This window comes from Mycoplasma zalophidermidis, assembly GCF_018913985.1.
GTDB lineage: Bacteria > Bacillota_I > Bacilli_A > Mycoplasmatales > Metamycoplasmataceae > Mycoplasmopsis > Mycoplasmopsis zalophidermidis.
This window is the reverse complement of the sequence record NZ_JAHMHK010000001.1, coordinates 258,233-273,185: the sequence shown is the minus strand read 5'-3', so window position 1 is coordinate 273,185 and position 14,953 is coordinate 258,233. Positions and strand designations below refer to the sequence as shown.

Below are 14,953 nucleotides of genomic sequence, written 5' to 3'. Positions count from 1 at the left end.
AACTCCTTTCAGTTTGAATAATTCAATTATATATTAATTACTAATATGAAATATTCGTTAATTTACCTCTTTTTTTGATTAATTTAATATTGTCTTTCAAAATGTATTCGGAAGTGCGGTTTTTTGACAAATATCACTGAATAATTGAATCAATCTTATTTTTCGAAAGTTTAATTGCACAAAAGTTTTCATGAATGAATTTATAGATTATTTGTGCTTTATACTTGTAAAATTCAAAACAATCTTGGCTATATTCACAATCCTTCCAGCTTTCAAATTCATTAAGTATTTTTTCTTCTGTTTTCTTTAAAAAAGAATTTTTTTTGTAAAAATTACTAATTAATTCGCTTTTTTCCACCAGTGAGTATTTTTGTAACTCGAGACGAATTTTATTTCTTTCACAAACCGGCAATAAATTAGTTGAATCAACGCTATATGTAATATCTAAATTCTTAATTTCGTGAAGTATTTCATCCTTAAAGTATCGGTTGATAAAAGGTCTATAGATATTCATACCAAAATTGACATTTTTGTCTTTTATACCAAAAAACAGCACATCTCTATTAGAGTTTTTTTGCATTAAGGCTGTCTCTAAAAAATCATCCTTATGATGACCCATAATTAGTAAATCGCAATTTTCGCTGTCATAAACAGATTTAAAAAATTCATACCTTTTTGTTCTTGCTCAATTTTCGAAATTGCCTTTGCATTGTGTATAATCGCAAATTTTAAAGAAAAACGAAACTTTATTTAACTCACAAAATTTTTTAATTAACTCTGTTTCATAATCGCTTTCAGGACGAGTTTTGTAGTTTATGTGAGCCACAACTAAATTTTCGGCGCCATAATTATCTATGCTTTTTTTTAAAAGAAACATGGAATCTGGGCCGCCACTCACGGCAATTAATTTTTTATTTTTTGTTTTCACTATTAAACTTCTCAATAACAATCTTTATGTCGTTATATACAAACGATAATGCCGCTTCCGCTGCTACATCAGCAACTTGTTCAACAATGACAATTTCATCAGGTTTAAAATTACTTAAAACTCAGTCTTTTAATTCATAATTTTTGTCGCGACCGATACCAATTCTTAATCTTTTAAAGTCGTTAGAAATTAAATTATCGATTACATTTTGCACCCCGTTATGTCCCGCACTTGAACCACCAATTTTTATTGAGGCTTGGCCTAAGTTAAAATCTTTTTCATCGTAAATTATCATTACATCTGATGGTGAAATTTTATAAAAGTGGCAAATTGACTGAATAAATTCCCCAGAACGATTCATATAGGTTGAAGGTTTAGCAATAATAAAATCATCTCCAATTCCAAATTTACCATTGAATTTGTCTTTATTAAGCTTAATCCCAGTTTTTTCAGATATTTTGTCAATAACTAAAAAGCCTGCATTATGGCGTGTAAATTTATATTCTTGCCCAATATTTCCTAACCCAACTATAAGTTTCATTATTCTCCTTTTTCAATAAAAGCACCGAACGAAGTATAAGCTTTTATATCTCGATTATTATTTTTTATTTTTCAAATATAAAAATTTAAATTTCCAATGATTATTAATTCTTCTTTTGCTCTTGATGTTCCGGTATACATTAGTTTAGTCGTCATCATTCAATCATAAGCGTCAAAAACAGGCATAATTACACACATAGATTCCGAACCCTGAAATTTATGTATTGATAACGCATACCCTAATGAAACATATGAACCAAATTCTTCTCTAGAGTATGTAATTGATTTATAACCAAAATCAACTGTAACTTCGCTATTTCCATTAATTTTGGTTATAGTTCCAATTTCCCCATTATAGGCGTCTAACTCATAATCATTTTCTAATTGTACAACTCGATCGCCAACATAAAATAACCTGCTAGTTTCTCCGTGGCCGTACGAAATTGAATCAATGTTTTTCATTTTCAATTGGTTTCTCAATAGATTTCATTGTTGAAGTATATCATTTACTGCCTTTATACCCACTTCGCTTTTATGAATTGGTATCAATACTGCTACATTTTCGATTCCATACTTTTCAACAGAAAGCTGGTATTGTTCAACAATTTTTTCAGTAAATTCTGCCTCACTTATTTCATGTCATTTAATTGATTCGGTTTTTAAAGAAGGTGTTTTTTTATTTTTTATTGATAAAAAATGATCACAAATTTCTTTTTTGTCGGTTCTAAATATATCTGTAAGAATAGTTGTTGCTATTTTGCCAGATTTAACTATGTCTTCAAGCATGTTCCCTGGACCAATACAAGGCAATTGATCGGCATCGCCAACAAAGATGATTTTTTCAAGTCTAGGTAAATTGTTGAGAATTATAAATAATAAATCAACTGTAACCATTGAAAATTCATCAACAATTAAAACCTTATGATCTAAATCGGTGTAGCTTGCTAATTGTATGTTTTTAAATGGCTCTTGCGCAATTCTGAATAAAGAGTGAATTGTTTTCGCATCGACATCTAGCTTATTTTTTAGATTTGTTGAAGCTCGACCTGTCGGTGCAACAACAGCAATTTCAGATTTTTTATATATTTTATTATCAACAAAATAATCAATTAAATATTTAATTACATAAGATTTACCTGTTCCCGGAAATCCTGAAATCACAGATACTTTTTTATTAACTCCATTATTAAATGCTTCTTGTTGTAACGGTGATAAAACACACGAAGTTTGAGTAACAGAATTATTGTTTTTATATCTATTTAATCTCAATAATTCGTCAGCAATATATTTTTCTTTAATTAACATTTTAGCAGTTGAAATTCTATTTTGGACTGTATCAAAAAACAAAATTGATTCGTTCACTAATTTTTGTATAGCTTCAATAACCATTATTTCTGAATAGCTTTTACGGTCTTTTTTAATAGCGTCGTATAGCTCAATAAAATCTACTAATGTTGAATTATTATTCATCAATTTCGTTATGTTGTAATATATCAAAGCATAAAGTCTTTTATCGGACTCGTCTAAGTCCATACAAATTCCTAATTTATCAATAATTTCAAACTTGTAATCAAAATCATACACCAAAGAGTAGGGATTTATCTCCTTGAGTTTTTTTAGTAACTCTTCTTCTCCAAATTCAATTTTAAGAACATCATAAAGGCGTTCAAGTCCGTTATTTACAAAAAAACTATATGTCTCATCATCATAACTAACAAAAAACTCTTTAAGAGATTTGAAAAGTTTTGGTGAAACCAAACCTTCAAACACCATAGGTTCTTGTTTGAATTTTTTGGCTCAATCGTCACCAAACTTTTCTTTAAGAATTTCTATTGTTCTTTTACCAACCCCTTTTACCGTGTTAATTAATACTCTTTCGAACTCTTCATCATTTTTTGGTTTACTGATTGCTAGAGATATTAATTTTTTGGAATTATACTTACTGTTTGTGTTATTTGTATACTCTATATCGTAAAAAGATAGTAATTTGATTTTTTTATCGGTAATAAAAATTGAAAAATTTTCACGATTATCAGTTTCAAAAATCGCTAATGTATATTTTCAATCTACTTTCTCGCCGCCACTTAAAACTTTCAAAAATCTTCCACGAGCTCTGAATAATTTATGTTGTGTGTATGTCTTTTTACTGTAAATGTCATTCATATATTACATTATATTGAATTATCTATTTATTTTAAGGTTTTTGTTTTTGGTGAAATTGGGCTAAGATAACCAGTTTCACAAACAAGTTATACACATTTTTAAAATACTGTGTAAATAAGTTGTTAATTTTAACTTTTAAGACTTTAAATAAGAGTAATAAGTTGTTGATAACATTGTTAATAACTTATGGATAACTTGTTTATTTAACAATTTAACTGTCTTATAATATAAGTTAAATTATGATTTAATTATTAATTAGGAGATTTATGAGGAAACAAGAAATTGAAAAAAACAAATTGTTAGCTTTAACTGAGACTTTTTTACACTGCTTAATGTTGGAAGTTACGGATAAAATGTTGTATAAAAATTTTTTTCTGCCTTTAAAAATAACTAAAATTAACTCTGATTATCATGTTACTATAGAATCAAACTTAAGTAAAGATAGTATGAACATCATAAGAGCAAGCATGAACGATAAAGTTAGCAAAGCACTTGAGGAGACTCTTGGACATCCTTGTACTTACACTTTTATCAGTACTGCTGAAAGCACTAAACAAATTGATTTAAATCAGGATACTAAAGTAAAACAAATTCAAAAAAACATTACAAAAACATTAAAGAAAAATGTTTCCGTGTTTAAAAATGATTTAACATTTGATACTTATGTTGAAGGTGAGTTTAATAAAGAAGCAATCAGAATTGGAAGATATATTGCTGATGGGGGTCAAGAATATAATCCTGTGTTTATTTTTTCTAAATCAGGATTGGGTAAAACCCACTTATTACACGCAATTGGTAATGAATTAGTCAAATTAGGTAGGTCAGTACAGTATATTAACCCCGGTGATTTCGTTACAGATATTTCATTGTTACTTCAAGAAAATAATCAATCTAAAATTAAAGAAAGAGTTGATTCTTTAATAAATGCAGATGTTGTTATGTTTGACGATTTTCAAAATTATGGGCAAGGAAACAAAAAATCTACATTGCATGTTATAAATCAAATATTAGATAGCAGAATAAATAATAATAATTTAACAATTTTTACTTCTGATAAATCAATTACTGCATTAAATTCGATGTTTGATCACAGATTAATAACCAGATTAACAATGGGATTACAATTAGAAATAAAACAACCGAGACAAGATGACCTTATAAAAGTTCTTAACTATTTTATAAAGATAAAGAATATGCATCCTAATAATTGAGAATTAGAAGCAAAACAGTTTATAGCTCGAAATTTCCAAAATTCAATAAGAAATTTATTAGGAGCAATTACAAGACTAAGTTTTTATGACAAAGAAATCGCAAGTAAAGCCAATGCTAAATATTCGCTCGTTGTCGTAAATAGAATACTTTCATCAATGACCCTAAATAAAGAATCTGTTACCCCTGAATCCGTGATTGAATATGTTGCAAAATACTACAAAGTCTCTAAAAAAGAGATTTTAGGAAAAGGTAGACAGCGTGATGTTGTTATGGCGAGACATATAGCAATATTCATTATTAGAGAAGAAATGGGTTTGCCACTAGAAAAAATCGGTCAATTATTCGGAAATAGAGATCACTCAACAATAATAAACGCTATCAAGAAGATTGAACGCGGATGCGAAGAAGCGGATCAATCGTATAACAGAGCTATTTCGGCTATTTCTGAAGAAATATACAAGTTAACCTAAAGTTATCAACATAACAAAATCAACCAAAAACCATAAAAACAATTGAAAAATAACATTAAATTTTTGTTTTTAATTGTTATCAACAAAACAACAAAATATATTAATCATATTTACTTTTAAGGAGGAATCATGAAATTACATATAAACAAAAAAATTCTCGATGATTCGATTGAAATTGTTTCAAAATACGTTGACCCAATTAGTACTTTTTATAGTTTCAGAGGAATTATGATAATTGTCGACAACGAATTTATCACTTTAAAAGCAGCTAATGATGCAACAAGTATTGTTAAAAAGCTGCCTGTAGACGATGTACTAATTAAAGTAGAGCAAACTGGTGAATTTTTAATTCAAGCCAACATTTTTAAAACAATTATCAAAAAATTATCTGGGGAAATCACTATACAGCAAACACCAAACGCTTTATTAGAAATAATTGAAGGAAATTCAAGGTATCAACTTTCAACACTACAATCGAATCAATTTCCCGTAATTGATAATTTAATCAACACAAAACAATTTGAATTAGATACAAATGAATTTAAAAAAGCAATTAAAAATGTCATTCATGCATCGAGTGCAGATAATAACTTAATCTATAGATGTATAAATATGCGTTATAAAAATAATTGTATTAACTTTACAGCGACTGACTCTTATAGATTGGCTCTTTATCAAATGAAAACAAATACACCTCTAGAAGAAAATATTGACATTTCAGTAAATGCTAAAGATTTAAAAGATTTAATTCCTTCAGATGCACCTAAAAAAATAACTTTTTTCTACAACGATATAAAAGTTGGTATTAAGTATGATAATACAATTATTATTTCGCGTATTGTATCAGTTCCATTTAGAGATACTGAACCAATTTTAGCTGATATGAATATTAAATACAATTTACAAATTTCAAAAGCAGAATTAAATGAATTATTGAATAAGGTGTGACTAAGTAACGGAGATAAACAAAATAGAATTGAAGTATCATTGACAAACAATAATTTAACATTAATAAATAATATTGCTGAAATTGGAAGCTCAGTAGCAAAAACACAAAATTTTAAATTTGAAGGCAAAACTGTTGAATTTGATTTAAATTTTAATTTCCTAAAGGACGCTATTTCAGTTTTTGAAGATGATATCTCTATTTTAATTGACGATCAAGTTAAAAAAATTCTAATTCTTTCCCCTTCAAATGTAAGTTCAAAACAATTGATTACTCCATTAAGAAGATAAAATGAATAATATAGTTTTTATAAATGAAGGTTTTATAACAATTGGCCAATTGTTAAAGAAAGTTGGTTTGGTTGATACTGGAGGTCAAGCTAAATATTATTTAACAAACAATCGAGTAAAAATCAATGATAAAACTCCGATAGGGCGGAACACAAAAGTTTTTATTGGTGATGTAGTTTGAGTCAATAATTTAGTTTATTACATTAAAGAAAAATAAATTTAATTAAACTTCGTACAAAATCGAAGTTTTTTTATGCATATAAATAAATTAAACTCAAATATCGCTATTTGAGTTTAAAAGATAATTCTTTGGTACAATAGTTCATATGAAAATAAAAAAAATAGTACCTTTATTATTAACCTTCTCTTCGTTTCCTATCCTAGTTTCATCTCTTCGACAAAAAAAGATAATCACGAAACAAAATTAAATATAAAAATTTCAAAGAACTCAAAACAAGAAAAAGAAAGCGGTTTAGTTCAAACGGAAGCAGAAAAAAGAAACATCAAAAATTCTAAAAGCGAAGCAGTCAATGAGAACAGTTCTACAATAAATAAAAATACCAGCATTATTGAAAATAACTTAAAATCGGAGAATGGTATCAAAACTACTAATAAAAATAATACCGACAATGACAAAGATATAAAAAATAATAATTTGATTAAAAACGATAATGAACCAAAATTTCAAGCAGATACAAGCAAAATTATTCCTTCTTTAAGAAATAAGGTTACTGAAACACTATGGGTTAATGGTGTTAATATAAATGTTGAAAATTTCAGAAAACAAAATGATCCGTCATTAAAAATTTATGAATATTCACTAAAAAACTCTAAAAATGAAGGCTGATACGATATAAATAAACGTTTAGAGAATGGAGATTGGTCATTATGTTCGGCTGTTGTTGCAACAAATTGATTGCACTGATGATTAGATAGAAACCAAGAATATGTAAATAGATATATCAAGGAATTTCCTGATAAAGCAGTGATTAAAGTGGGAGATATCACAAAAAAACTAAAAGATATTAAAGTGAACTTCCCAGATGAAAATAATTACTATGACAGAAGTAGAATTTTTGACTATTTCGTTGAGTTATTTCCAAATAAAACGTTATTTCCAAATAAATTAATAGATATGTTTATAAATGGCTATAAATATATTTCTGATAACTATTATTTTAATAATGAAAATAATTATAATCCTGCTGACTCAAGAGGATTTTTTAAAGATGTGTTCAAATATCATACCCTAACTTCGTTTGTTAGATCTGGCTCGAAAGAAGCACTATCAATGAACATAAGAAGTTGAATTAAGCAAGGCCGGGCATTAGCTATTTCATTTGGTTCGGGTAATAAGGGACACATAGTTACAATTTGAGGTGCTGATTTCGATAACGATGGCAATGTTCTGGCTGTTTACATTAGCGATTCTGATAATAAAGACGATAAGATGAGAGTATCAAAAGACGGTGAATACGAAAGAGTTGGAATGACCAGATTAAGAATTGATTATTCTTCCGGTAATGCAAAATTAAGTGGTCATACTGAAGAAGGAAAAGGTGTTGATATTTGACATATATACTCTATTCAAGACGGAAACAGTTATTGAAAAGATTTTTTCAAAAAAGTTAATTAATGTTAAATACAAATAAAAACATCTTCGCTTAAAAAGATGTTTTTATTTGTAACTAAACAGTCCCTTTTATTTTTTTACTTTTAAAATGTGAAATAACAACCAGCATAAATTGTGAGAAGTAAATCAAGAATGATATTGTTTGTCACATCATTGCAGATAATATATTCGAATCTAAGTCGCCTCTATTAATAGCTAGAGTTACTCAGTATAATAATCAGAAGAAGTTAACGCATACCATGCAAATTAACATTGGAACTGACATACCATCAAATTTTCTGTTTTCAAATGATCTAATTACACTTGGTAAAAAGCTAAATGTTGTCAACATTGGAAATATCGTAACGGCAACAACCATTAGTTTTGGATTCATGTGTCTATCTTGGATTATTCCGAATAATGATAAGACAGTTGATGCGATAGCAATCGCCATTGAAATAACTAACACTAATCAAGCATGTTTTCTTCTCGACTTGTCTGGAGAGTATAAATATAAAAAGAATAAAGTTAGTGAGAATATATATGATGCAGCCATATTAGAATATGCTGTGGCTAACATTTTTGGGTTCGTTACATCTCAAGAACCTAAAATCATTCACCCGACAATTCCTGAAAAGAATAATCAGAATGAGTAATATTTAACCTCTGGACTAGTTTTCTTAGTTTTAATTAAGTGAATTAATTGAGGAAGCCCAATAAGGACGGTAAAAATTAGCGATGTCATGCCAAACAGCCATGTGAATCAGGCTGAAATTGGTTTTGCACTAGTCAGGTTTAAAAACCCTAAAACTGTGTTTTGATCCATTAATAAAATCCTTCTTTCTTTATAATAAAATTATTGATATATTTGTGTATTTTGTCCGTATTTTTGTAGAACATAGCGTGACCGGAGTCGTTTAGTTCATACGTGTTAATATTATATAGATTTATATATTTTTCTGCCCTAGAAAAATCGAAATAATGGTCATTTCTACTGATAATTGCAATAAAATTTGATTTTTTATTATAAAAATTCTCGTAAATCTTCTTAATTTTGCTAGTTTCAAATATTTCGTTAGCTAAAACAGTAAATCTTTTTTTTCGTTCAATATAGAATTCAGGAGGTGTTTGGAGGATTTTTTGCTTAACAGATTCGGTTTTAATCCATGTATCATCATACTCAGAAAATAGGTTTAATTGTGATTCATAAAGTTCTTTAGGAGTAGAGGGAAGCATTCATTTAGATCTGATTTTTATTGACTCTCGAGACTCATCTCTAGGCATTAATGGTGTTACACCAAAAACTAATTTTATATTTTCATTAAAAGTTGCGTTATAAAGACCGGCCGCTGTTCCTAATGAATGGGCGACAACGTAAATGTGTTTATTTTTCAATGTTTTTTCAATAAATTCTTGTACTATTTCGCAATAGTACTCCATAGTTGGTGTTTCTATGTTATTAGTTGATTGACCACATCCGGGCATATCGGGAGCAATAATTGAGTACATTCTGTTTTTAATTTTAAAAAGAGATAAAGCACGCTGTGCTTCATCTCCAAAACCATGAAGAAATAAAACAACTATGTTGGTTAATTCTTCATCAACTAAATAAGAAATTGTTTCATTATCTAGTTCAATAAATTTTCTAATCATTATTTATCCTAAGATTAGTTTTATAACTTCGTCTGGAGTTATGGTGCCAAAGTACTCTTGAAATTCAATTTCGTTAAAGACTTTTCTTATTGCTTCTTCTTTTAGCGGTAAATTATTGAATTTTGGTTCAATCTCATGAATATCTTTTTTACTCAAGAAATCACCTTCGAATCTTAATTCTTTAATGATTCCTTTTTCGATATTTCCTTTAATGGTTACAATACCGCCTTTAAATTTGTTACCGCTTCTAAAGGTAAAAGTAGCAGCTTTGTTAAAAATTCAGTCTTCTGAACTTACTTTTTCATACATTTCATCTAATTGTTTTTGGTATTTATCATAAGGGATATCCATTAAAATACCTCCAGAATTTTTAACAAAATAATCAATTAACTTAGTTATGAAAGTTTCAACATCCATTTTTTCTTGTAGTTCATCATAAACATTTGTGACACGCGCTCGAACTGATTGAATACCTTTTGACTCGTATTTGATTCTAGCTGGGTTTAGAGCATTTGAAAGTTTAGTCAAATCTACATTGTAAAGTATTGTTCCGTGGCTCACAATTCTATTTTTACTTAAATATTGGGCGTTTCCACTTATTTTGCAACCATTAACATGAACATCATTTCTACCGTGGAATTCAGCATTTAAACCGAGCGATTTCAAAAAGTCAATAATTGGTGCTAAAAAACGTTCGTAGCCACCTTGATTATTGTAATCAGTAATAAAGCTAAAGTTGATATTACCCATATCGTGGTAAACAGCGCCACCACCCGATTTACGACGTGCTAATTTAATGTTATTGTCAATAACATATTGTCTATTAATTTCTTCGTGTGCATTTTGGTTATTTCCGATTATTATCGCATTATCGTGTTGATAAAGTATTAATACATCTCCAGTTACATCAGGATCGTTAAGAATAATATTTTCTAAAGGCAATGTGATGTAAGGACTAGTTTCTTTAATTCTATAAATTTTCATTTTTCCTCTTTTCTATAAGTAAATTTTACCACCTATTTTTTAATGTTTTGTGCTGATAATTAAGTATTTAAGAAAAAAACAAGCATTTGAAACGCTTGTTTTTTAAGCAATTATTTTTTTATTGTATCTTTTTTTATAGAAATTCGATTTCTTGAAGAAATGAATTGCAACAGCTTGGAGTATTGACCAAGCACTAGTTAAGAATCAATAAATTTGAACACCAGCAGTGAAGATTAAGGTAATGAATACAAACACAACCATCATTATTCATTGCATTTTATCGCTTTTTTTCATCGCAGCTCGTTGTTCGATGCTTAAATGTTTTGTTTTTCTTTTGTTTAACAACCTTGGAACAAACATTGACATAAATTGTGTCCCGGCAGTTAGTATTAATAATATTAGATATAGATATTCACCTGCGAACAGTCTCTTATATGAAACTGCAGCAAAGTCAAAACCTAGAAATTGTGTTGATTTTAGCTCGGGCACTGACTGAATTACACGTCACATAGCAATAAAAATAGGGAATGAAATAACCATAGATAATATTGCATCCATTGGGCTTACGCCATTTTTCTTGTACAATTCTGATATTTCTTGTTGTTGTCTCATTTTCATTTCTTTATTGCCTTTGAATTCGGCATATTTTGCATCAATTTTAGCTTTACGTACACGTAATTCTTCTTGAATTGATTGTGACATTGTTGCTTTTCATGTAATTGCTAAAACTATTAAACGTGTGATAATAACTGCAATTAAAAGCACTAGGAATGTACTTCACCCATGAGCGTCAGGCAATGGGGTTCTAACAGAGAATGTTAGTCAGGCTATTGGCCAGATTACAAATGAAAAGAAAGGACCATAGCTTAAAGTCGATTTAAATGAGTAGAAAGAAATTTGTGGTTCAGCTGCAGCATATGGAATTGTGTTTTTAACTGCATACGAAGGTGCGCCAATCACAGATTCAGGCGTACTCAAACTAGAAATTTTCTTTTGACCATTTTCATCATAAAGTTGTACACCGAATTTATCAATTAATGGTAATTTGGTGTTTGTGTGTTTTAGTAATGTAGCATCTAAATATGAGTCCATTACTTTATGGTATCTTGTAAGAGCCACATATTCTTTTTTAGTTAGAGTGGTCTTTTTGCCATCAATAATAGATTGCATAAATTCAGCATATGTTTTGCCATTAAACGCATCATCATAGTATTTGTTGTTTACAAAAGTATTACGGTATAAGAATTCCAAAACATCACGTCCATATTTTTGGAATGGAAGGTTTTGGTATCCTTCTTGGTCATTATATACGGTAAATAACGAAGCTTTCTTAACTACTAGTTTTTTATTTTCGGGGTGGTATATTGCTAAAGATTTATTATTAATTAGATATAATCCATCTTCTTGTTTTTCACCAATGATTGCCTTTAAAGAAAAATCGGTATCTAAATATTTAAAGCTTGTTCAATTTTTGTAAATAGATTGATAATTTTTAGCGGTACTGTTGATGTATAGATATCTATTTGGTGTCTCACCGGTAACAATAGGCGTTTCATTTAAATTTTCATCAACATATCTGATTGATGAAGAAAATTCCCCATTTTCACCATATTTACCGCCATCTTGTACTGCTTGTTTTCTTAGTGATTCGATAACATCGCTGTAGTTTTTGTAAGCCAAGTGGTAGTTAGACTCTGGAGAATAAGTGATTTCATAGTATTCTCCGGTTTTCATATTGTTGGTGTCATTTTTTGCGGTTTTTTTGATAAAAGTCGAAACTGTTGGTGATATTTTAGCTTGTGAATCATAAAATTCAGTACCAGCACCTGTATAATTTGAACTTTTAATAACCATAGTTTGAATGCAACCTGTTAAGGTTAATGCAAACAACAATACGTATAAGATGATTTTAATTACAAGTCAAACTTTCTTTCAGACTGCTTTCTTTTTGCTTGGTCCTTGATTGTTATTCTTGCCTTTGAAGAAATCAAAGTTATTTGATCTATCTCTCATGATTTATTTTTTTAAATAACCTTTCGGTTGTTTCTAATTTTGTTTGATATTTTTGGTTTAAAAATTCTTTACGTAAGATAACAACAAAGTGATACTTTCAATCATATAATCCCAAAGAATGAATTACTGATTTTAATTGACGCTTATAGAAGTTTCTATATACTGCATTGCAGAATTTCTTAGGAATAGTAATTCCCACTTTAAAGTCATTGGCTGGTTGATAGTAAATTATTAAATATTTGTTAATAATTTGCTTTTTACCTTTGATGACATTGTCAAATTCTCAACTCTTTTGTAATCTAAATTCTTTTTTCATTTTAAAACCTAAATAGATAAATTAGTTATTGTCCGATACAGTTAATCTAGCTCTACCTTTAGCTCTTCTAGCGGCTAAAACTTTACGTCCGTTAGCTGTAGCCATTCTTGCGCGAAAACCATGTGTTTTAACGTGTTTTCTTTTGTTTGGTTGGTATGTTCTTAAACTCATTGTAACCTCCTGTGTGTTTAAATGTTCTATCATATATAAATATATATTAATAAAACGCTTTTCTATTATATACAACTGAACAAAAAAAAATAGAAAAAAACTACTTGACAGATAATATGCACTGCTAATTTATTGTTTATCCACAATTTATTAACAATAATATTAGGTTATTTATTAAGTGAAATAAAAGCTGTTTTTTTAACGAAAACACACGATTTACAATTGAAATAGGTGTTTCAAATAAAGAGTAAAACATATATGAATAAAGTATTTTTAATATGGAATTAATAGTGAGTAATATTTGCCATTTAATTAGTGGTATAATTAGACAATTAATACTTAAATTAGGAGTTAACATGTTGAACATAAAGTATATTCAAGAAAATAAGATGAAAGTACGTGAAGCATTGCAAAAGCGTAATTTTAATATTGAAATTTATGACGAACTAATAGTATTGTTAGATAAACGCGGTAAGTTAATGCACCAATCTCAATCTAAAAAAGCAGAATTGAGTAAATTTAGTAAAGAATTTGCTGAAGCTAAAAATGATAAAAATAAATTAGATGAATTGAGGAAAGAAGCTGCGAAAATTAAAGCAGAACAAAACAAACTTGAGGCAAAAGCTAACGAAATCGACCAAAAAACAAACGAATTATTGTGAACAATACCCAATATTTGTTTAGATGAGGTCCCTTTTGGAGAAACTGACAAACAAAATATTGTTTTGGCTACGCACGATAAATTAGGTAGAGGTTTGGTAGCTAAAGCAAAACCACATTATGAGATTGCTAAAGACTTGGACATTATTGATTTTGAACGTGGCGTAAAACTTTCTGGTACCAGATTTGTTGTTTACAAAGGATTAGGAGCAAGATTAACGAGAGCAATTCAAAACTTTTTACTTGACCTTCACACCTCTGATGGTTATACTGAATTCTCAACCCCTGTAATTACTAAGCCTAATATACTTTTTGGAACTGGGCAGTTACCTAAATTTAAAGAAGATTTATTCTCGGTAGATGGTAATGATTGATATTTAATACCAACAGCAGAGGTTACATTAACAAACTTATTGAATAATGAAATAGTCGATTTATCAGTACCTCATCGTTATACGGCGTTTACTGAATGTTTTAGATCTGAAGCGGGCAGTGGCGGTAAAGACACTAAGGGGATAATAAGATTGCACCAATTTAAAAAAGTTGAATTGGTTAAAATCACAAATGGTAAAGATGCTATTGCAGAATTTGATCAAATGCTTTTGCAAGCAAAAAAAGTACTTGAATTGTTAGAATTACCATATAGAGAGTTATTATTATGTACTGGTGACACAGGTTTTTCATCTAGAAAAACTATTGATTTGGAAGTTTGACTACCTTCAGAAATTCAATTCAGAGAAATTTCATCAGTTTCATATATGGGTGATTTTCAAGCAAGAAGAGCAATGATAAGATACAAAGATGAAAACGGCACAAATCAATATGCACACACTATGAACGGTTCTGGTTTAGCTATTGATAGACTTGTAGCTTCTATTTTAGAAAATTATCAAAACGCAGACGGAACTATAACAGTCCCTAAAAAACTTGTTCCATATATGGGGACGGAAATTATCAAATAATGATTTAAAAAACATAATCGGGCGATTATGTTT

At 28.9% G+C, this 14,953-nt stretch carries 14 protein-coding genes; 5 read left to right on the top strand and 9 right to left on the bottom strand.

The window, feature by feature from the left end; translation table 4 throughout:
• Window positions 1–40: 40 nt before the first annotated feature.
• From tilS to KQ878_RS04350, 3 genes are read right to left on the bottom strand one after another with little or no spacing between them, the layout of a single operon-like run.
• Entirely contained in the window at window positions 41–928 is an 888-nt protein-coding gene (gene tilS, locus KQ878_RS01150) for a tRNA lysidine(34) synthetase TilS (RefSeq protein WP_216505291.1), read from the bottom strand.
• Window positions 912–1,469 (bottom strand): aminoacyl-tRNA hydrolase, encoded by a 558-nt coding sequence (gene pth / locus KQ878_RS01145; RefSeq protein WP_216505290.1) that lies wholly within the window; start codon window positions 1,467–1,469, stop codon window positions 912–914. The genes tilS and pth overlap by 17 nt, the downstream gene beginning before the upstream one ends.
• Window positions 1,469–3,631 carry an ATP-dependent DNA helicase gene (locus KQ878_RS04350; protein ID WP_216505289.1) on the bottom strand — a complete coding sequence of 721 codons (2,163 nt, stop codon included), beginning with the start codon at window positions 3,629–3,631 and terminating at the stop codon, window positions 1,469–1,471. The genes pth and KQ878_RS04350 overlap by 1 nt, the downstream gene beginning before the upstream one ends.
• 266 nt (window positions 3,632–3,897) lie before the next feature.
• Between KQ878_RS04350 and dnaA the strand changes: the two genes are divergently transcribed.
• The 4 genes from dnaA to KQ878_RS01120 all read left to right on the top strand — a co-directional run bounded on the left by dnaA (window position 3,898) and on the right by KQ878_RS01120 (window position 8,185).
• A complete protein-coding gene (gene dnaA / locus KQ878_RS01135; protein ID WP_216505288.1) occupies window positions 3,898–5,313 on the top strand; it encodes a chromosomal replication initiator protein DnaA in 1,416 nt (471 codons plus the stop codon).
• Window positions 5,314–5,442: 129 nt separating this feature from the next.
• Window positions 5,443–6,549, top strand: coding sequence for a DNA polymerase III subunit beta (locus tag KQ878_RS01130; RefSeq protein ID WP_216567773.1), 1,107 nt, complete (start codon window positions 5,443–5,445; stop codon window positions 6,547–6,549).
• 1 nt (window position 6,550) lies between these two features.
• Window positions 6,551–6,766 carry an RNA-binding S4 domain-containing protein gene (locus tag KQ878_RS01125; RefSeq protein WP_216505286.1) on the top strand — a complete coding sequence of 72 codons (216 nt, stop codon included), beginning with the start codon at window positions 6,551–6,553 and terminating at the stop codon, window positions 6,764–6,766.
• Between the two features lie 84 nt (window positions 6,767–6,850).
• On the top strand, window positions 6,851–8,185 hold the full coding sequence (locus tag KQ878_RS01120) for an IdeS/Mac family cysteine endopeptidase (RefSeq protein WP_373422570.1): 1,335 nt from the start codon (window positions 6,851–6,853) through the stop codon (window positions 8,183–8,185).
• Window positions 8,186–8,237: 52 nt separating this feature from the next.
• On the opposite strand, the gene KQ878_RS01115 is transcribed toward KQ878_RS01120, so the two are convergent.
• From KQ878_RS01115 to rpmH, 6 genes are all read right to left on the bottom strand, one after another.
• Window positions 8,238–8,987 (bottom strand): PQ-loop repeat-containing protein, encoded by a 750-nt coding sequence (locus KQ878_RS01115; RefSeq protein WP_216505284.1) that lies wholly within the window; start codon window positions 8,985–8,987, stop codon window positions 8,238–8,240.
• Window positions 8,987–9,814 carry an alpha/beta fold hydrolase gene (locus KQ878_RS01110; RefSeq protein ID WP_216505283.1) on the bottom strand — a complete coding sequence of 276 codons (828 nt, stop codon included), beginning with the start codon at window positions 9,812–9,814 and terminating at the stop codon, window positions 8,987–8,989. The genes KQ878_RS01115 and KQ878_RS01110 overlap by 1 nt, the downstream gene beginning before the upstream one ends.
• Window positions 9,815–9,817: 3 nt before the next feature.
• A complete protein-coding gene (gene lplA, locus KQ878_RS01105; protein ID WP_216505282.1) occupies window positions 9,818–10,798 on the bottom strand; it encodes a lipoate--protein ligase in 981 nt (326 codons plus the stop codon).
• A gap of 102 nt (window positions 10,799–10,900) precedes the next feature.
• Entirely contained in the window at window positions 10,901–12,811 is a 1,911-nt protein-coding gene (yidC, locus tag KQ878_RS04345; protein WP_216567771.1) for a membrane protein insertase YidC, read from the bottom strand.
• Window positions 12,801–13,127, bottom strand: coding sequence for a ribonuclease P protein component (gene rnpA / locus KQ878_RS01095; protein ID WP_216567770.1), 327 nt, complete (start codon window positions 13,125–13,127; stop codon window positions 12,801–12,803). Before rnpA ends, yidC begins: the two co-directional genes overlap by 11 nt.
• Before the next feature lie 21 nt (window positions 13,128–13,148).
• Window positions 13,149–13,298: a 50S ribosomal protein L34 gene (rpmH, locus tag KQ878_RS01090; RefSeq protein ID WP_171111374.1), complete on the bottom strand. Its 150-nt coding sequence runs from the start codon at window positions 13,296–13,298 to the stop codon at window positions 13,149–13,151.
• Between the two features lie 356 nt (window positions 13,299–13,654).
• Here rpmH and serS point away from each other — a divergent pair, with 356 nt between their 5' ends.
• Window positions 13,655–14,920 (top strand): serine--tRNA ligase, encoded by a 1,266-nt coding sequence (serS, locus tag KQ878_RS01085; RefSeq protein WP_216505279.1) that lies wholly within the window; start codon window positions 13,655–13,657, stop codon window positions 14,918–14,920.
• Window positions 14,921–14,953: the final 33 nt, after the last annotated feature.